General features: G+C 62.5%; 16 protein-coding genes. 7 read left to right on the top strand and 9 right to left on the bottom strand.

The features are described 5' to 3' along the window. Positions 1 to 112: 112 nt before the first annotated feature. From ACYVNQ_RS32295 to ACYVNQ_RS32315, 5 genes are read right to left on the bottom strand one after another with little or no spacing between them, the layout of a single operon-like run. Entirely contained in the window at positions 113 to 1,114 is a 1,002-nt protein-coding gene (locus ACYVNQ_RS32295) for a dipeptidase (protein WP_460908737.1), read from the bottom strand. A 16-nt stretch (positions 1,115 to 1,130) separates the two neighbouring features. Next, on the bottom strand, positions 1,131 to 1,868 hold the full coding sequence (locus ACYVNQ_RS32300; protein WP_460908739.1) for an ABC transporter ATP-binding protein: 738 nt from the start codon (positions 1,866 to 1,868) through the stop codon (positions 1,131 to 1,133). Further along, entirely contained in the window at positions 1,865 to 2,695 is an 831-nt protein-coding gene (locus ACYVNQ_RS32305) for an ABC transporter ATP-binding protein (RefSeq protein WP_460908741.1), read from the bottom strand. Before ACYVNQ_RS32305 ends, ACYVNQ_RS32300 begins: the two co-directional genes overlap by 4 nt. A gap of 4 nt (positions 2,696 to 2,699) precedes the next feature. After that, positions 2,700 to 3,635 (bottom strand): ABC transporter permease, encoded by a 936-nt coding sequence (locus ACYVNQ_RS32310; protein ID WP_460908743.1) that lies wholly within the window; start codon positions 3,633 to 3,635, stop codon positions 2,700 to 2,702. Further along, positions 3,632 to 4,606: an ABC transporter permease gene (locus ACYVNQ_RS32315; RefSeq protein WP_460908745.1), complete on the bottom strand. Its 975-nt coding sequence runs from the start codon at positions 4,604 to 4,606 to the stop codon at positions 3,632 to 3,634. Before ACYVNQ_RS32315 ends, ACYVNQ_RS32310 begins: the two co-directional genes overlap by 4 nt. 455 nt (positions 4,607 to 5,061) lie before the next feature. Between ACYVNQ_RS32315 and ACYVNQ_RS32320 the strand changes: the two genes are divergently transcribed. From ACYVNQ_RS32320 to ACYVNQ_RS32330, 3 genes are all read left to right on the top strand, one after another. Further along, positions 5,062 to 6,663: an ABC transporter substrate-binding protein gene (locus ACYVNQ_RS32320; protein ID WP_460908747.1), complete on the top strand. Its 1,602-nt coding sequence runs from the start codon at positions 5,062 to 5,064 to the stop codon at positions 6,661 to 6,663. A 130-nt stretch (positions 6,664 to 6,793) separates the two neighbouring features. Beyond that, positions 6,794 to 7,753, top strand: coding sequence for a LysR family transcriptional regulator (locus tag ACYVNQ_RS32325; protein ID WP_460908749.1), 960 nt, complete (start codon positions 6,794 to 6,796; stop codon positions 7,751 to 7,753). A gap of 168 nt (positions 7,754 to 7,921) precedes the next feature. Continuing rightward, positions 7,922 to 8,635, top strand: a complete 714-nt coding sequence (locus ACYVNQ_RS32330; RefSeq protein WP_460908752.1) for an SDR family NAD(P)-dependent oxidoreductase — start codon at positions 7,922 to 7,924, stop codon at positions 8,633 to 8,635. A 127-nt stretch (positions 8,636 to 8,762) separates the two neighbouring features. Here the strand turns inward: ACYVNQ_RS32330 and ACYVNQ_RS32335 are convergent, their stop codons facing one another. Next, positions 8,763 to 9,749, bottom strand: a complete 987-nt coding sequence (locus ACYVNQ_RS32335; RefSeq protein WP_460908754.1) for an aldo/keto reductase — start codon at positions 9,747 to 9,749, stop codon at positions 8,763 to 8,765. 167 nt (positions 9,750 to 9,916) lie between these two features. On the opposite strand from ACYVNQ_RS32335, the gene ACYVNQ_RS32340 reads away from it, so the two are divergent. From ACYVNQ_RS32340 to ACYVNQ_RS32355, 4 genes are all read left to right on the top strand, one after another. After that, positions 9,917 to 10,507: a TetR/AcrR family transcriptional regulator gene (locus ACYVNQ_RS32340; protein ID WP_460908756.1), complete on the top strand. Its 591-nt coding sequence runs from the start codon at positions 9,917 to 9,919 to the stop codon at positions 10,505 to 10,507. A gap of 197 nt (positions 10,508 to 10,704) precedes the next feature. After that, on the top strand, positions 10,705 to 11,766 hold the full coding sequence (locus tag ACYVNQ_RS32345; RefSeq protein WP_460908759.1) for a catalase family peroxidase: 1,062 nt from the start codon (positions 10,705 to 10,707) through the stop codon (positions 11,764 to 11,766). Beyond that, the gene (locus tag ACYVNQ_RS32350) at positions 11,763 to 12,311 is read left to right on the top strand and encodes a cytochrome b (RefSeq protein WP_460908761.1); all 549 of its coding nucleotides are present in this window, start codon (positions 11,763 to 11,765) and stop codon (positions 12,309 to 12,311) included. Before ACYVNQ_RS32345 ends, ACYVNQ_RS32350 begins: the two co-directional genes overlap by 4 nt. A gap of 467 nt (positions 12,312 to 12,778) precedes the next feature. Continuing rightward, the gene (locus tag ACYVNQ_RS32355; RefSeq protein ID WP_460908764.1) at positions 12,779 to 13,072 is read left to right on the top strand and encodes a DUF4148 domain-containing protein; all 294 of its coding nucleotides are present in this window, start codon (positions 12,779 to 12,781) and stop codon (positions 13,070 to 13,072) included. 93 nt (positions 13,073 to 13,165) lie between these two features. On the opposite strand, the gene ACYVNQ_RS32360 is transcribed toward ACYVNQ_RS32355, so the two are convergent. The 3 genes from ACYVNQ_RS32360 to ACYVNQ_RS32370 all read right to left on the bottom strand — a co-directional run bounded on the left by ACYVNQ_RS32360 (position 13,166) and on the right by ACYVNQ_RS32370 (position 19,052). Further along, positions 13,166 to 15,001, bottom strand: a complete 1,836-nt coding sequence (locus tag ACYVNQ_RS32360; RefSeq protein WP_460908766.1) for an FAD-dependent oxidoreductase — start codon at positions 14,999 to 15,001, stop codon at positions 13,166 to 13,168. A 186-nt stretch (positions 15,002 to 15,187) separates the two neighbouring features. Continuing rightward, positions 15,188 to 18,151 carry a putative bifunctional diguanylate cyclase/phosphodiesterase gene (locus ACYVNQ_RS32365; protein WP_460908768.1) on the bottom strand — a complete coding sequence of 988 codons (2,964 nt, stop codon included), beginning with the start codon at positions 18,149 to 18,151 and terminating at the stop codon, positions 15,188 to 15,190. A gap of 133 nt (positions 18,152 to 18,284) precedes the next feature. Beyond that, complete coding sequence (locus ACYVNQ_RS32370) at positions 18,285 to 19,052, bottom strand: N-acyl amino acid synthase FeeM domain-containing protein (protein WP_460908770.1); 768 nt, start codon at positions 19,050 to 19,052, stop codon at positions 18,285 to 18,287. Positions 19,053 to 19,377 lie beyond the last annotated feature (325 nt).

Here is a 19,377-nt window from a genome sequence, read left to right on the forward strand (position 1 = left end):
TGAATAATATGAATGACAAACAAAGTCTATTCTGGATATTTATGTGAAGTGACCGCGACGCATCTCGATACGCCGCGCTCATGCCTCGCTTTGTCGCCGCCTGTGCAAATGGCTATTTCCAGCAAGCCTTTGCGACGCGCAGATGATTACCACCGAGAATCTTCAGCATCGCCTCTTCCGGATAACCGTGATCGAGCATCGTCTGCACAATCTCCGGTAGTCGTTCCGGCTCGACCATCGGCGTCGGTTTGATATATCCCAGCTCGGGCGGGAATAGATCCGGTCTCGACTTGAAGTGATGCATCAACTGGTTCTGATCGAACACATAGTCCAGCGCGAGCCCGACATGATCGGGGCCGACCAGCTGAACCATATAGTCGAGGTGGCGAAACACTGCGCCGGTACTGTTGTCGTGCTCGCCGTCGGCTTTTTTGCCGATGAAGCGGCTTATGCCGTTCAGGCCGATCACTCCGCCGGAAGCAGCGCAGGCCTTGATCAGATCGTCCGGAATATTGCGCTGGTGATTGAACACCGCATAAGCGTTAGAGTGCGAAAAGATAACCGGACCATCGACGTACGCCAGCACTTCACGGGCGGTTTTCCACCCGACGTGCGAACAGCACGGCACCATCCCGACGCGTCGCATCTCGTCCAGTACGTCGCGGCCGAATGCGGTCAAACCGTTGTCTTCGTCCTGGCAACCGCCTCCGGCGGAGTTGCTCTTGTTATAGGCCATCAGCATCCAGCGAACGCCCAGGTCGTAGTAAGCCTCGATCATGCTCAACTGGTCGCCAAGCGCTCGCGTCCCCTCGAGATCGAAGGTTACCGCGAGCTTGCCTGTGCGCCTCGCAAGCATCACGTCATCCACGGTCTCGACCAGAATAAAGCGGTCCGGGTGACGCTTGACCCAATGCCGGAAATGGGCAAGCACGCGAAAATCCTCTTCTATCGTCTTGATGTCGTAACCGACATTCAGCGATACGACGTTGTGCCCACTCTGACGATAGCGTTCGAGCTGTCCGAGAAATTCGTCGTCGGCTCGTAGCGGCATGCATCCGTGGTTGTCCCACACTAAAGCGCGGCTGATGACGGCCTCTACCGTTTTACTGCTCATGTCGTGTTTTTCCTCGCTATATGGCATCAATCTCTACGCTCAGTTCGCGCAGGCGCTCCGTGTACGTGTGCTGGACATGTCCCGCACACAGGTCGTCGGCCGATACGGTTTCGAGCAGCGCGCCGTTCTGCATCACGCCAATCGTGCTGCACAGATGTGCGACCGCCGCAAGGTTGTGCCCGACCATGATGTAAGTCAGACCGCGCAATTCGCGGAGATCCGAAAGCAGGTTTAATACTTCGGCCTGCACCGAAACGTCCAGTGCACTGGTTGGCTCATCGAGCAACAGGACTTGCGGTTCCGCGATCAAGGCCCGGGCAATCGCAACGCGTTGGCGCTGACCGCCGGATAGCTGATGCGGATAGCGAAACCGCGCCGACGCCGGCAACGACACTTCGTCGAGTGCGCGCGAAATCCGCGCATCGACATTGCCGATGCGATGCACGAGCAGAGGTTCGCTGAGCGCCCTGTCGACGGTTTGACGAGGATGCAGCGAACCATACGGATCCTGGAACACCATCTGCACCTGCCGGTAGAACGCTCGCGAGCGCTTCGCCGTCTGCGGTATGCCGTCCACGCTCAGGTGTCCGCTCCATGACGCATTCAGGCCCGCGATCGCGCGCAACACCGTCGATTTTCCAGAGCCGCTTTCGCCCACCAGGCCAAAGGCCGCGCCGCGTTTCACTTGCAGCGATATCGACCTGACTGCTTCGAAATCGCCGAAATGCACGCTCAGGTTGTTGAGATCGATCACGAGGCACTCCATTCCGGGCTGCGGGTCAGCGTTTGCAGTCGAGCCCTCCGATGCTTCAGCGACGGCAGGCAGCCGAGCAGGCCGAGCGTATAAGGATGACGTGCGTGCAATAACTCCGAAGCCTTCAGCTCTTCGACCACACGCCCTGCGTACATCACCAGAACCCGATCGCAAAAGCGCGACACCATAGGCAGATCGTGACTGATCAGCATCAGTCCCATGCCGCGCTGATCGACGAGTTCTTCGAGCAGCCGCAGAATTTCAGCCTGAACGGAGACGTCGAGTGCGCTGGTCGGTTCATCGGCGACCAGCAATTCCGGATCCGGCGCCAGCATCATCGCGATCATGGCCCGCTGCCCCATACCTCCCGACAGCTCGCCTGGCATCGCCGCCGCGACCCGTTCGGGTGAACGTATCTGCATTTGCACCAGCAGATCGACGGCCGCTTCCTTCGCCTCCTTGCGTCCGCCGCCCCGATGAGTGCGCCACGCTTCGGCGATCTGGCTGCCGACGGTCATCACCGGATTCAGCGAGAACTTCGGGTCTTGCATGATCAGCCCGACGCGCTTGCCGCGGATTTTGCACATCGTGCGTTCGCTTGCGGCGAGGATGTCGGTGCCGTCGATCGTCAGCGCATCGGCGCTCGCCTTGGCACGCGGCGGCAACAGCCGCAGGATTGAACGCGCCGACAATGATTTTCCGGAGCCGGACTCGCCGACGATACCGAGTTTTTCCGCGCCCATTTCAAAGGAAACGCCGCGAACCGCTTCGACGGGTCCGTGTGGCGAAGGAAATGTCACGCGCAAGTTGTTGACGGTGAGCTTCATGAACTTAATCCGATTTCGGGTCGAGCACGTCGCGCAGACCGTCGCCGAGTAAATTGAACGATAGGGAAGCGATGAAGATAGCGATGCCTGGAATCGTCGGCACCCACCACTGCTCGAGGATCAGGCTGCGCGTACTCGCGATCATGGTGCCCCACTCCGGCGTCGGCGCCTGCGCGCCCATGCCGAGGAAGCCCAGCCCGGCAGCGGTCAACACGATGCCGCTCATATCGAGCGCAACCCGCACGATCAGCGACGACACGCACAGCGGCGCGATATGCCGAAGCAGAATACGCGGCGCCGAGGCGCCCGTGAGCCGGACCGCCGCGATAAAGTCCGAATGCCGGATCGACAGCGTTTCCGCGCGGGCCAATCGCGCATACGGCGGCCACGCGGTCAGCGCAATCGCGGCGACCACACTGCCAAGGCCCGGCCGCATCGCGCTAACCAGCGCAAGCGCGAGTACGAGTTTCGGAAAGGCGAGAAACAGATCCGTGACACGCATCAACGCACGATCGATCCAGCCACCCGCGTAGCCCGCGACCGCACCGATCATCAGCCCAAATGGTGCGACCACGATCACCACCGCGATGACCATCCCGAGCGTGACGCGTCCGCCATATACCAGGCGGCTGAACGTATCGCGGCCGAGCTCGTCCGTGCCGAGCCAGTGAATGGCCGATGGCATCGCAAGCCGGTGCGACAGATCCTGCGCAACCGGGGAATGCATCGCGAACAGCGGCGCACAAAGCGATGCGCACACGATCAACAGCAGTGCCACGAGCCCGGCCATCGCGAGATGATTGCGGCGAAACTGCAGCCAACCACGGTAGGCTCGCACCCAGCCGGCGTGCCGGCGAGACGCCGGTGTCTCGCTGAGCAGCCACGCACGCAGGCGGCCTGGTTTGCGGTTCGAATAGGCGACGCAAAGCGATTTGTTCAAGATTTCACCCGCGGGTCGAGAATCAGATAGGCGACGTCCGCTACCTGGTTGAGGACGACATAGATGCCGCCGATCACAAGCGTCGCGCCGAGCACCGCGTTCATATCGGCATTGAGCAGAGATTGCGTCAGATAGAGGCCAAGCCCTGGCCAGCCGAATACGGTTTCCGTCAGCACTGCGCCCTCGAGCAAGCCGGCATAGCCGAGCACGATCACCATCACCAGACGTCCGGCGACATTCGGGAATGCGTGTCGCCACAGTACGCGCATCGCGGATAGCCCTTTCGCACGCGCCGTCACGACGTATTCGCCGCCCAGCGCGTCGAGCATGAAGGTGCGCGTCATTCGGGTAATCATCGAGCAGCTGACGTACGCGAGCACCAGCGACGGCAGGACCAGATGGGCTAGCGCATCGCGAAAGGCGTCCCACTGCCCGTCGAGGGCGGCATCGATAATGAGCGCGCCGGTGTGCTCCGGCACGGTGCCCTCGAAACCCAGATCCTGTTGGCCGATACCGGGCGCGATGCCCAGTTTGACGTAGAACATCAGCAACGCAATCAGACCGAGCACGAAGACCGGTGTGGACTGACCGGAAATACTGACGAAGCGCACCACATTGTCGAACACCGAGCCCTGTCGCGACGCGGACATCACGCCGAGCGGCACGCCTACCAGCACGGCGATGATCATCGCGATGCTCGCGAGTTCGAGTGTGGCGGGAAAGAAGTGCAGCACGTCCTCGACGACGGTATGCGACGTCATCACCGATGCGCCCAGATCGCCATGCACAAGATGCTTCAGATAGATCCAGAACTGTTCGAGCAGCGGGCGATCGAGTCCGAGCTCCTCCCGGACACGCGCCACGACATCAGGTGTCGCACGCTCACCGACGATCGCGATGACCGGGTCGACCGGAATGGTTCGCCCGATCAGAAACGTCGCCAGCATCAAGCCGAACAGCGTCGCCAGCATGCTGGAAAGCGAGGCAAGCGCGCGGCCTGGCCCTCTTCGCCGGGGCGCGCGTTTGCGCGGAAATGACTTCACCACGATTGTGTCTCCTCAGGGTACCTGTCACTGGCGACAGGGCCTTGCGATTTATATGATCACGCAATCTTCTGCGCGCTGCGGGCTCCGTCGCACGCGCTTTACTTTTGACTCGACGGAATGAGCGCAGCGTAAGACGCCAGAAACAAAAAGTCCCAAGCTTAAGTTTTTCTAATGCATTGATTTATCGTGCATGAAGCTGATCGCCAATGCGACTACCCCGCAGTCAATCCAACCGGCCCAGGCAGCGCTTGTTAAGTTTCACCTTATGCTAACCATCAGTTTGCGCGAACCACCGGGCCGCGCTTTTCGGCGCCACTACGATCGCGGCACGACCGCTTTGGCCGGATCACAACAATCGTCAGACTACGAAGAGGATTTCTATGCAATCGAGCCGCCGGACCTTTCTTGCCCAGACCGCGGCCCTCACCGCCGGCGTATATGGACTGTCGAAACCGGCTGGCGCTGCCACCCCCAAAGCGATGGTTGTGGTCGGCCAGACGATTGACGGCATTGTCAACGGATTCGATCCCGCGGAAGCCTACGACGTCAGCTCGGAGACGATCGGCAACCTGTACCGCATGCTATTTACCGCCGATCCCGCGAACCCGGGTCAACTCACCGGCGATCTCGCACAGAGCTGGAGTGTGTCGCCGGACGGCACGCAGTACACGTTCAGATTGCGTCCGGGCAACCGTTTCGAGAGCGGCGCGCCGGTCACGGCAGACGATGTCGTGTTCAGTCTGCAGCGCGTGATGCGTCTGAACCGGGCTGCCAGTTTCATGCTGATCCCGCTCGGGATCAATCATGTCAACGTGGATACCGTGGTGCGCGCGAGCGCGCCCGACACGGTTGTCTTGACACTGCCCCAGCCGCGCGCAAGCGGCCTCGTGCTTGCGACGCTGAGCACCACCTGTGCCGCCGTAGTCGACCGGAAGACCGTGCTCGCCAACGAAAAGAACGCCGACCTCGGCAATGCATGGTTGCGTACGCATTCGGCCGGAGCGGGCTCATATCGGCTTTCCGTGTGGCAGGCAAGCGACCACATTATTCTCGATGCGAATCCGAACGCGGCGATCAAACCGCGTACGCCGCGTCTCGCGTTCCGTCATATGCCCGAGCCGGCGACGGAGTTGCTGCTGCTGCGGCGCGGCGATATGGACATCGGCCGCTCACTGGGCTCGGACCAGTTGAAGACGCTTGCCGGCGACCCCGGTCTGAACGTGATCGAAAAGGACGCGCTGACGCTGCTACTACTGCAGGTCAACACTGCCGTGCCGCAATTTCAAAAGGTAGAGGTGCGTCAGGCGATCAAATGGGCAATCGATTACGACGCAATCGCGCACAACATCACGCCGAGGCTATGGACCGTGTGGCAATCTCTGCTTCCGAAGGGCGCGCCCGGCGCGATCGGCACACGGTTCTTCCAGCACGACGTCGGCAAGGCAAAGGCGCTGATGGCACAGGCTGGGTTGGCAGGCGGATTTCAGGTCACGCTCGATCACCCGAACACCTGGCCGTATGTCGACATTGCACAGGCACTGCAATCCGATCTTGGACAGATCGGCATTCGCGTCGAACTGCTTTCGGGCAGCAACGGGCAGGTGCTTGCCAAGCGTCGCTCGCGCACGCATCAAATGTCGTTGGGACGCTTCGGCGCGGACCACCTGGATCCCAGCTCATTCACGTCGTATTACTGCACGAATCGCGATGACAGCGCGAACAGCCACAACCGGAACGGCGCATGGAACGCGCACTTCGTCGACGCGAAACTGAATGCCGCGGAACTGGCCGCGCAAGAGGAAATGGACCCGGTCAAGCGACTGTCGATCTACACCGACATACAAAAGCGTTTTGCCGAGGTTGCGCCGTTTATCTTCCTTTTGCAGAAGCGCGATATTGCCGTACAGCGCAACGGCGTGTCGGGCATCTCGCTGGGCGCCGTTAATGTCTACACGCGATTCGCCGACGTGCGCAAAGTCTGATGCATGCGATGAAACCGGCTCGTCGCACGCAACGCATGCAACGCACGCAACATGCCGCGAGCGTGGCAGCTTTGCCACCTGATGAAGACAAGCTTAAGATGAGCCTGTTTCGTGCACACGTCGTCATGGTATGAAAAAGCTCACCTTCGATTTACATGCGCTCGAAGCCTTCGTCGCGATCTGCGAAAGTGGCTCGATGATCGACGCCGCGCGCAAGCTCAACGTCACACAAAGCGCGATCAGCCAGCAGGTAAAGAACCTCGAGACGCAAAACCACGTGCTGCTGTTCGATCGCGACTTCCGGCCATCGCGACCCACTGCCGCGGGGCGCCTGCTGCTCGAACTCGCCAAAGACCTGCTGGGGCATGCCCATTCCGTATCGGAGCGACTGCTCGATGTTGCGCAGTCCGAACACGCGCAGATCAGGCTTGGTGCGGTCGATTCGTTCGCCGCGACAGTCGGCCCGCCGCTGGTGCGCGCGATGTCCGGAACCGCCGGGCAGATCGCACTATGGACAGGCCTGACGCCGATGCTCAGCGAGCAGTTGCAAAAGCGCGAACTCGATCTGGCGATCTGTACCGAATGGCCGATGTCCGATCCGAAGATCGAGCAGCGGCTGCTATTCACTGAAATGTTCGTCGCAGTCGCGCCCAGATCGCTGGACCCGATGCCGACATCGGCGTTGAGCGGATTTGCAGATTTGCCGCTCTTGCGGTATTCGAGGCGCTCGATCATCGGACAGCAGATCGACCGCTATCTGCGGCATATCGGGCTCGCTGCACCCCGCAGGCTTGAGTTCGACGCAACCGATGCACTGCTGAGCATGGTCGCGTCAGGACTCGGCTATGCGGTAACGACACCCTTGTGCCTGTGGCAATCGCGCCATTGCTTGCCGGACGTGCAGGTCCTGACCTTGCCGGCGAGCCCGCTGGGTTGCCGTAACTTCTTTCTGCTGTTTCGCACAGGCGAGTGGACCACCCTGACCGAAGAAGTGGCGATGGTCACACGACAGGTTCTCGAGCGACAGATTTTTCCGGCGATCCGCCAGGCGCTCCCCGCTGTGCCGGCCAACGCAATCGAATGGCGATAGCGCGATGGCGAAGCGCCGCTCGCGCTGAAGCGAGCGGTTGCCCGTTTCTCACACGATCGGTCTTGTCAAACTCGCACGCCCATACTTGTTTCGGGCATTTCAGGTACGCCGACGGTGAAAGAATCGCGACAATCAGCGCCTCTACAACCCAACGAAGCAAGGTGAACCGTGCAGCAAACCAACTCGAAAGTAGCGGTGGTAACCGGCGCGTCGCAGGGTCTGGGCGAAGGTATCGTCAAGGCTTTGCGGAACCGGGGCTATCGTGTCGTCGGCACGTCGCGCTCGATCAAGCCATCCGATGACCCTGACTATCTGACGATCGCAGCCGATATCGGTGACCCCGCTACCGGAAAGAAGGTCATCGACGCAGCGCTGTCTCGCTTCGGGCGCGTGGACACGCTGATCAACAATGCCGGAATTTTTGTCGCCGGCGAATTCGTCAAGTGTACGGAGCAGCAATACCGGAACGTCCTCGCGACCAATCTGGACGGCTTTTTCTTCATCACCCAGCCTGCCATCGAGGCCATGCTCGAGCAAGGCGGCGGGCACGTGGTCCAGATTACGACGACGCTGGTCGAGCATGCCAATTCGGCCATTCCTGCCGTGCTTGCATCGATAACAAAGGGCGGCCTGACTGCAGCGACGCGCGGCCTCGCGATCGAATACGCGCGCCGCAATATTCGCGTCAACGCCGTGGCGCCGGGACTGATCAAGACTCCGATGCACGCCCCCGAAGCGTACCAGGCACTGGCAGCGTTTCACCCGCTCAACCGGATGGGTGAAGTCGACGACATCGTGCAGGCAATCCTGTATCTCGAAGACGCCGCTTTCGTCACCGGCGAAATCCTGCACGTCGACGGCGGCCAGATCGCGGGACATTGAGCGAGCGGCACGCCCGGACTAAAGCTTCCCGGCTGGGCCACTCACCCGTGGCCAGCCGTTTCGCGTGCAAGCGCAGCGGCGCGATCAGCCGTCGATCCATCCGATGGAGTAAGCGCGGGCGTGCCGCTTACTTCCCCGCGTCGCCCTTGCGATACTCGATGCTGACCTCGTCCAGTTGCGCCTTTACCGTGCCGTCGAGTGCGTAATCCACGGCAGCCAACGTGTCGGTCAGGTGCTCGAGCCGACTGGCACCGAGAATGACCGAAGTGATCGCGGGATGGGCCAGCACCCAAGCAATCGACAAGGTCGGCATCGGCGTTTGTCGCTGCGCGGCAATCTGCTGGATTTTCTCGACCGTCGCAAACGCACGCTCATGCCAGTAACGCGCGTGATACATCGCACCGAACCCGCCGAGTTCCGACGAAAAGCGGCCGGTGTCAGGCGTCTCGTCATGCCTGTATCGACCGCTCAGCAGTCCGCCGGCGAGCGGATTGAACGGAATCACCGCGATCCCCTCTTCCTGTGCCAATGGGAAAAGATCGCGCTCGACTTCGCGAAACAGCAGGTTGTAACGCGGTTGCGCCGACACAAAACGGACCAGCCTGAGCGTGTCCTGTCGTCCCAGTGCCCGGGCCAGCCGGTAAGCGAGGAAGTTGGAGACACCGATATAGCGCGCCTTGCCGGTACGCACGATGGTGTCCATTGCGTGCGCCACTTCGTCGAGCGGTGTGGCGGGGTCGTCCATATGCAGCTGATACAGGTCGACGTAGTCCGTCCTGAGGCGGCGCAACGATGCATCGATGGCGTCGAGCAGGTGCTTGCGCGAGTTGCCCACATCCCACGCGGCGGCCCCCATGCGGCCGCCGCCTTTGGTGCCGAGGATAAAACGTCCGCGCCGGTTGCCAAGCCAGCGGCCCGTGATGAGTTCCGCGCCGCCCACCTCCGCACCCGGCGGATAGATGTCCGCGGTGTCGATGAAGTTCACGCCGGCGTCGGCCGCCTTATCGAGCATTCGATGCGCCTGCGCTTCGTCCGTCTGCTTGCCAAATGTTCCTGTGCCTATGCACAGACGAGATACCGTCAAACCGGTTGTGCCGAATTGTTTGAACTGCACGTTGCCTCCGTCATTGAGAGAGAAAACACTCAGCCCTTTGTTGCGGCTGCCGATCGCATGAGCCACTCGCGCGGCTCAATTATATCGATCACTATATTAGCAAGACACGGCTGGCCAGGGAAGAAATATAGTGAAGGCTATAATCGGGATCACGCTGGCAACGAGGCATGCAACTGATGGCAAGAACACGGGTGTTCGAGATCGACCGGGCGCTGGAAATCGCCACCGACCTGTTCTGGCGACATGGCTATGAACGCACGTCGCTGTCCGACCTGACCACGGCGATGGGGGTTACGCCGCCCAGCTTTTACTTTGCGTTCGGCAGCAAGGAGGGGCTGTTCAAGCGCGTGCTCGAACGGTACATGCGCACGCGTTTGAGCTATGCGGAAGATGCGTTGAACCAGCCGAGCGCGCGCGAGGTCGCGGAGCAAACCCTGCTCCGGCTCGCGCAGCTTTATACGGACCCTGACTGTCCGCCTGGCTGCCTAGCGGTGAACTGCTCGTTTCCCTATAACGAAGGCGCAACACCCTTGCGGCATGAACTCGCCGCCCTTCGCGAGGCACGGCGAGGAAGACTGCGCGAGCGTCTGCAACACGCCCAGCAGGCGGGCGATCTACCGGCCGATTGCGATCCAGGCCAACTGGCGGACTTCGTGCTGGTGGTCGGATGGGGACTGGCGCTCGCCGCGCAGTCAGGGGTCACGCGCGACGACCTCTATCGCACCGTCGAGACCGCCCTGAAGGCCTGGCCGAGCTGACTCCAGCGTTGCGCACTGAGCGATGCCACGCGAAGCCTGCCCACGCAGCGCCCGGCAGCCGGCGCCGACAACATTTATGAAACGCGGCACAATCACGGTTGTCTGCGAGGCAAGGCGAACTTTGCCCGTGCCATCGGTGGACTGGATACAGACTGCGCCCGATAGATTGCCCCCCAATCGCTGCCCGGAGAAGTCCGATGGATGACAAACCGAGCTCCAGCCGCCCTGCGGCTGCTTCGTTCGTGCTTATCGCAGTTGTCGTCGTGGTGCTGGTCGCCATTTTTGCCTACACCGCCGGCTGGCTGACGCCACGTCGGCTCACACCAGCCGGCCTCGTCGATGCATTGGCGCCGCCCGGCGGCCCCGCGCTGGGATACCGGCGCAATCATGCCAAAGGCATCTGCTTCACCGGCACGTTCGAGTCCAATGGCACGGCCGCGTCGGTGTCGAAGGCGCCGATTCTCGCAGCCGGTTCCTATCCGGTCGTCGGACGGTTCAATCTTGGAACGCCAAACCCCAAGGCCGCCGACCCGACCGTTCGTGTACGCGGTCTCGGCTTGCGTGTCGTCGCACCGGACGGCACCGAATGGCGCACCGCGATGATCGATGCGCCGTTCTTCGCGGTGTCGACGCCACAGGCCTTTTACGCGTTGCTGGAAGCCGCCGGACGCAAGGACGACCCGGATGCGATGAAGCAGTTCATGGCCGCGCATCCTGAGTTCGCCCCGTTCGCCGAGTGGGCGAGCAAGACGCCGATGACCGCGTCGTATGCGCAGGAGCAGTACAACAGCCTGAACAGCTTCATCTTCACCAATGCCGGCGGACAGGACAGCATCGTGCGCTGGTCGTTCGTGCCCGCGGCGAAGCCTGAGTTGCTGAGCGCCGACGAACTGAAGCAGCGCGGCCCGGACTTCCTCGACACCGACATCACGCAGCGGGTCGGCAGTGCGCCGCAACGCTGGACGCTGGTGGTCACCGTCGCGAACCCCGGCGACCCGAGTGCCGACCCGACCCGCGTGTGGCCCGACGATCGCCGCAAGATCGAAGCCGGCACGCTGATCGTGACGGCGATCGAGCCCGAACCCGACGGTCCGTGCCGCGATCTGAACTTCGATCCGACGGTGTTGCCGCCGGGCATGCATGTGTCCGACGATCCGTTTCCCGCCGCACGCTCGGCTGCGTATGCCGTGTCGTTCAACCGCAGGACCGCTGAAGACCGCGACTATCCGCATACCCCGGCGAAAGGATCCGCACCATGAACGCACCCGCTACGCGTTTCACGCCGCTACAACGCGCGCTCCACTGGCTGATGGCGATCTGCATCCTCGCGATGCTGTTCATTGGCGTCGGCATGGTGTCGACGGTCAAGCCCAAATACCTGACGCTGGTGTCGATTCACAAACCGCTCGGCATCGCCATCCTGATCCTCGCGCTGATCCGTCTGGTGGTGCGGCTGATGCGCGGCGCGCCGCCGCTGCCGCTCGATATGCCGCCGCCGATGAAGCTCGCCGCGCACCTGTCGCACCTCGTGTTCTACGCGCTGATGATCGCGCTGCCGCTGCTCGGCTGGGGCATGCTGTCGGCTGCGGACTATCCGGTCGTGGTGGCCGGCATGCGCCTGCCGCCGATCGCGCCGCATAGCAACGAGCTGCACACGTTGCTGTGGAATGCGCATCATTTTCTGGCACTGTGTTTCTTTGCGCTGATCGTGGTTCATCTGGCCGCGGCGCTTTATCACGCGCTGATCCGGCGCGACGGCGTATTTCAGACGATGGGACCGGGACGCACATCGGCGCGCCGCTAACGGCGGACGTCGACCGGCAGAGGCGGATCCGCGAGGTCCGCGAGGTCGGCCATGCCGATGACTGCGTGGCGCCGGCCGCGCGCCGCGCACGTCATCGGCGCTGGGTGGCATCTCACACTCACGCCGGCGTATTCTCATACCACTGCCCGCGCGACCCGCGCGTTTGCGCCGGCATTCGCCGGTTGCAGGCAGCAAACAGGCATTACCGCGCATAGCGAGCGATTCGCCGTGGCCGCATCCGCTGCGCGCGCCTATGCTGAAGACTCGAGCGCCCATCCGTTCTCACAGCGACCACGCTGCCTCCCTGACCGCCCCGGCTGTCCAGCGCATCGATGCGCCGAATCCGTGTCTTCGCGCAGCCGCGGCTGTTTGAAGATCGATTCATTAGAAAGCGAATAATGCTTGAACGGGGTAATAGTCGGGGTGCTTGCTGTTCGTTGTCTGAAGTAACACCGGAGCTCATCATCATGAAGACGCTCATCCGCGCCATTGCGATTGCCTCTGTACTCGCCACCCCAGCCGTCACGTCCTCTGCGCAGGGAGACGGGACAGTCACCCGCGCGCAAGTACGCGCCGAACTCGAACAGCTTGAACGAGCCGGCTATAACCCCGCTCGCAGCGCAGAGCCGAATTATCCTGACGATATCCTCGCAGCCCAGGCACGCATTCTTCAATGGAACGCGGCATCGCAGGCAAATCCCGGCGGGGCGGCGGACCGCACGACGATCGGTGCGCCGCCTTCGGGCAATGCGGCACCCTGAAAGTCGACAAGCGCGCCGCCCCGCGACACCGCGGCCGTTGTCCACGATCTCGCCGTCCGGTTGCAACGCGAGCGCGAGGCGAGCCCTGTCGAACTAGGCTGCGCCCGCACCATCGGGCGGTTGTAAACGGCGCGCCGCCAGCAGCGCATGAATTTCCGACACCACGGCCGCGCCCTCGCCGACCGACGACGCGACCCGCTTGATCGATGACGATCGCACATCGCCCACCGCGAACACGCCCGACACGTTCGTCTCGAATGCAAAGCGCTGCCCCGAGCCGTCCGGTCGTTCAGTGTTGCCGGTCAACACGAAACCGCGGTCGTCCACTTCGACGCCGCAGTCGTGCAGCCAGTCGGTGCTGGGTTCCGCACCGGTGAACAGGAACAGATGCCGGGTTCGAATCGACCTCTGCCCGGCCGGCGTCGTGAACGTCAAAGCGGTCAAGCCGTCGTCGTCGCAATCCACCGATTCGAGCGCGGCCTGCGTGTGAATCGACACATTCGCCAGCGCCATCACGCGCGACATCAGATAGTGCGACATCGAGTGGCTCAAGCCATCGCGTCTGACCAGCACATGAACATGCGACGCATAACTGGCCAGAAACACGATCGCCTGCCCCGCCGAATTTCCGCCGCCGACCAGCACGATCTCGGTATCGCGGCACAGCCTGCCTTCGATCGACGATGCCCAGAAATACACCCCACGGCCGGCGACCCGCTCGAGGCCCTCGATGCGCGGCCGCCGGTAAGCCGCGCCACTGGCGATCACGACGGTGCGGGATCGCGCCATGCGGCCATCGGCGAGTTCGACCTGCAGCGGCGTCATCGCGCAGTTCAGGCGCGTCACCTTCGACTGGATCACGATATCCGCACCGAACTTGACGGCCTGTTCGAACGCGCGGCTCACCAGCACATGCCCCGAGATTCCGGTTGGGAACCCGAAGTAATTTTCGATCCGTGCGCTGGCGCCCGCCTGTCCACCAAAACCTTTGGCATCGAGGACCAGTACCGACAAGCCTTCCGATGCCGCATACACGGCACACGCGAGCCCGGCCGGCCCTGAGCCGACCACCACCACGTCGTAGAGCCGCGCTTCGTCGAAGCCGGAAAGGATGCCCAGCGCCCGCGTCAGACCGACTTCGCCGGGGTTCTGCAGGATCGTGCCGTTGACCAGCACCACCATCGGCAATTGCGCATCGTCGAGCGACACATGCGCGAGCAATTCGGCCGCATCGCGCTCCGCTTGCGGATCGAGCACGCGATGCGGATGATTGGCCCGCCGCAGCGTATCGGTGAGCGCGAGCAAGGCCGGATCCGCCGCCCGGCCGATCACGATCGGGCCGCTGCCGTCCTGGATCAGCCCCACGCGCCGCAAGATAAACGCGCGCATGATTTCCGAACCCAGTTGCGCTTCCGCGACCATCAGCGAGCGTAACTGTTCGGGCGACACGAGGATGACCTGGACGTCGGTCAGCGCCAACGCGTCGACCAGATACGGTTTGCCGCTCAACGTAGCGGTTTCCCCGAGAAACTGCCCTGCGCTGATCTCCTCGAAAACCCGCGAAGCGCCAAAGCCGTCCCGCGCGGTGATTTCCACGCTGCCGCTCACCAGCACACGCATGCCTTCGCTCGGCTCGCCGGTACGAAACATGACGGTGCCGGCTTTCCAGTATTCGGTGCAGCCAAAGCGCGCAATCTTCGCGATGCGCGCTTCGCTCAGACGCGGGTACATCTGGTATCTGCGCCGCTCGATCTGCGTGCGCTGCGCGGCTTCCTCGACGTCGTAGCGGTCCGGCACGAGGCGCCGTGTCGCCGTCGACGGGGTATCCGCTGCTTGGGCCTGGGCTTGAGCCTGGGGTCGGGTCTGGGCTTGATCGGCCGGCGTCGCGCGCGGGTCCTGACCGGATTTATCGTGACTGGAATCAGACATGGCCGCACATCATGAACATCATGAAACTGAAGGGATAGGCGTGAGCGAGAGCAGGCCGGGCAGGTTCCTGCCGATCCGGCCAACACGCTTCTACGATATCGCAAGCGCCGGCCGGCGGTAGCGACACACCCTAGCGCCTTGTTTTGATGGCGGTTTTAAATTCGCGAGCGGTGCTGCGCGGAAACTTCAGGCGGTGCGGTTGCGCATGCCGTACCCATCGTCGGCGAACGCGCGCGGCGTGCCCAGTTCCTCGATGAATACCGCCACCTCTTCGCATTCGACGAAGCTCGCCGCCGACGAGGCGTCCAGAATCGCCTCGCTACGCTGCGGTTTCGCAATCGCAAAACCCTGCACGTAGTCGACGCCGATTTCCTTCAGCGCGCGCAGCGTTTCCACATCCTCGACCCACTCCGCGATGCTGCGCATGCCGAGATTGTGTGCGAGCGCAACGATCGCTTCGACGATCGCGGTATCGGCTGGGTGCTCGCACATCGTGCGCACGAATGCGCCGTCGATCTTCAATGCATCGACCGACAGCTCTTTCAGATACTTGAACGACGTATGACCCGCGCCGAAATCGTCGAGCGCGATCTTCGCGCCGAGATCGTGGGCGCGCGCAATAAAGCGCTGGGTGTTTTCCAGATCGTGCAGCGCGACGCTTTCGGTAATCTCGAGACACAGCAGGTGCGCGACCGACCGGTAACGCCCCAGCAACTCGAAGATGTCTTCGATGAACTGCTCGTCGTTCAGCGACCCGCCGCTCAGGTTCACGCAGATAAAGCGCGTGTGACCGAGCCCGGCCCGGTTTGCGGAGATCCATTCGAGCACCGAGGTCAGCACCCAGCGGTCGATCGCCGCGATATTGCCGGAGTCTTCTGCGGCCGCGATCAGCTGGCCGGCAGGCGTGATCGAGCCGTTCGGCGCGCGCAGCCGCAGCAGCACCTCGAAGTTGAGCGACTCGAACGGCTCGTGCATCGACATGATCGGCTGCATCACGAGGAACAAGCCCTCCGGCAGACGGCTTTCGCCGAGCGTCTCCATCAGGTTGATTTCGCGGGCGCGCTCCTCGAACGCGGCGGCGCCCTTGCGATACGTGACGAGCCGGCCGTGGCCGTTGCGCTTCGACGCGCGGCACGCGCGGTCCGCGTGCGCGAGCGCATCCTGCACGCGGTCGCCCGGCGAACACTCGACCACGCCGATCGACGCCTTCACCTGGAACGCGCGCGCGCCGATCTGATAAGGCGTGGTGCTGAGCGCCGTGACCAGCTCACGGCACTGATCCGCGGCCTGATCGATCGCGACGTCCTCGAACACGCACACGAATTCGTCGCCGCCGATCCGGCCAACCGGATAGCGCACCTCCAGATGGCTCGACAGACGCGCGGCAACCAGCTTCAGCACCTCGTCGCCGGCCGGGTGGCCGAACAGGTCGTTGATCAGCTTGAAGCGGTCCAGATCGATATACGCGAGCGACCACGAACGGCTCTCGTCGGACAGCCGCGCGATCGCTTTCTCGATGCCGCGCCGGTTCAGCGAGCCTGTGAGCGGGTCGTGATCGACGAGGAAATGTAAACGGTCGACCGCCTTCGAGCGCTCCGTCACATCCTCGAGCGCCCCTTCGATCGAGCCGTTCGCCAGAATCGCCTTCAGCGCATAGCGGCGCGCGGTGCCATCGGCGCCGGGCAGCCCGTTGATCTCCATCGACGCGGTGCTGCCCTGGCCGGCCAGCAGCATCAGCGTGTCCCAGGCGCCGTCTTCGAAGTAATCGCGCAGGTGGCGGCTCTTGTACTCGCTGCCGCGCAGGCCGAGCATCGCGTGCATCGCCGGGTTGGCGCGCACGAAACGGCCGTCGTTGTGCAGCGTGAACAGCCCGATCGGCGCGACGTCATAGGTGTTGCGCAATTCGATCTGCATCTGGCGGCGGCGCTCGCGTTCCGCGCGCATCTGCTCGGCGATCGCGAACGCGGCCATCATGCTGGACGACAACGCGGTGACCACCGGATTCACCCCGCCGAACAGCATGCGCGTACCAAAGGCAGCCGCCAGCACTTCGGACAGCGTCGCGAACAGCACCACCGCCATCGACGCGACGTACCACAGCACCGTGCGCGAGCGTGCTTTCCACACTAACTGCACGAGCAGGAAAATCAGCGCCGCCATGCCGATGCTGCCAAGTGCCCACAGCACCGGAATGAACTGCCGGTATTCGAGCGCGAACGCGGCCACCAGCAACAGCAGGCCGCCGCACTGCACCGCCCGCACGACGGGCTGCAGCCCGACCTGGCGCAGTTCGCGGCGAAATAGCTGCCCAAACAGCGTCGCGGTCAGCAGGTAATAGGCGGCGAAAGTCAGCTGCCGCACGAGGCCCAGATATTCAGGGGCGATCTGCCGCCCGACCCAGCCGATGTCGAAGCCGAGCGCATTGGCGCTCAGCCGCAGGTTGCCGATCAGCCAGGCGGCGAAGATCACGTAGGTCCATTCGTGATTGATGATCGCCGTTACGAACACGAATACCGACAGCGTGATCAGGCCGCCGGTGATCAGCGCGGTGCTGCGCTCGAATTCGAGCGCGGACGCCGCCAGCGCGCGGCCGTCGGTTGCGTCGGCAGTCAGATAGGCCGGGCCGGAGAAGCTGGCCTTGCACAGCACGGGTTCGCTCGCGCTTTGCGCATCGAGCTTCAGCGAAAAGCCGGCCTTCACCGCGCGCAGGCTGCCGCTGACGCCGACCCGGTCGGCGGTGCCGAGCCATGCATGCGAGCGTGCCGACCAGCAGGTCATGGCCTGCGCATGGCGCGATGGAAAATCGATAAAGCTGGTGGTGGCGTTCGGCGCCCGCGCGGGCGGATCGATGACGAACCACACCGGCGTTTCGGCCAGATGGGTGCCGAAGCGGGCGGTCAGCGGCGCGTTTTGCACCGCGCGCAGCGCGGCATCGGGATCGAGCGCCGAGCGCGTATCCTGCAGCGCGCGAAATTGCATGGGGTGTGCCTGCGGCGTGCCGAACTCGCGCGGCATCCACACTAGTGCGACCAGCGTTCCGAGCGCAATCACCACCGGCACGAGGTAGATCGAAAACCGGTACAGCAGCCAGTCGATCGTGCGGCCGATGCGCGTTGACCTCGAAAGCGGAAACTCCCTCGCCCACCTCATACGTCGAATTCCTCTCGTACCGACAAGTGGTCGGGTGACGGACCCGCCGTGACGAAAGGCGGGCCCGTGGCTTGAACTACCGGTCAATCAAACCATCCAGCCGGTCGGCCGGACGTTCGATGCTACCCAAGACTTATGCAATATGCATATCCTCGACGGATCGCAACGTACTGGCCGCAAGCTTCAAACTGTTCGGCATCACGTCGATATCCGGGTGGAAAGTCTCGAACACAAATTTGTACAGCGGATGACCGACCTGCGCCCAACGCTGCTGTGCGGCAGCAACCGGCTTGGCCAGCACACGATGCGGCATCCCGCCGACATGCGCCATCGGCAAAAACTCGTTCTTGCCAAACACGTCGCCAAACAGCATGGCCTCGTACTCCCGGTCGAGAGGAGAGCGTGCGGTGATCACCATCCAGTCGATCTCCTGCTGTCCACAATACATGAACAACGCCTTGCACAGCGCGATTTTGACCATCCGCCCAATCGTCCCGCCCGCCACGCCCAGCCGGGTTGCCTCGGCAAGCCGTGCGCCGGCCAGCCAGTCGGGCAGCTGCACGGACTGCTGCATCGCCAGCGGCCGCTCGACATTGGACTGGATGCGCATGGTACCAAGCGCCGCGCCGTCCAGACGAGATTGCGCAAGCATCACGACGGTATCGGTCGCGCGATCGGCTGCCTCGATGGACATCGTGTCGGCGAACTCCGGCAAGTGACGCCGGTACGCGGCACGCCGCATGTCGACGGCCTTCTGCAAGCCCGCTTCGTCATTCACGATGCTTATAGTAAACGGCAGTCTCTCCGTCTTCTTGAGTTGTGCGTGCGGTTGGTCTTCGCCGGTGACATTGGCGTGGCAGGAGGCTTGATTGGCCAGAACAGCCGGATTAATACGGTCCATGAATAACCCCATTTACAGTTAGTGAAAAAATTAGTCGTGCCTTGCAAAAAGCATTTCCGGGCACGACTCGCTAAGAGTCTCACGAACCTAAGGGGGTGACATATCGAAAGTAACGTCATGATTTCATGGCGATTCCTCCAATCAATCCGAATTGCCGAGCTATGCCGGATGGCTATACGTGATTGCCTGCGAAATGAGCTGGACAGCTCAATTTACGCAGTGCGCATAATTCTCCGGGGATGACAATAAAGCGGGCTTCGCAAACGATTGCGTTATCGCATTTATATTTTTGGCGAGCGATTATTTGCGCTTTATTGCGCAGCGC

Source organism: Paraburkholderia jirisanensis (genome assembly GCF_054782355.1).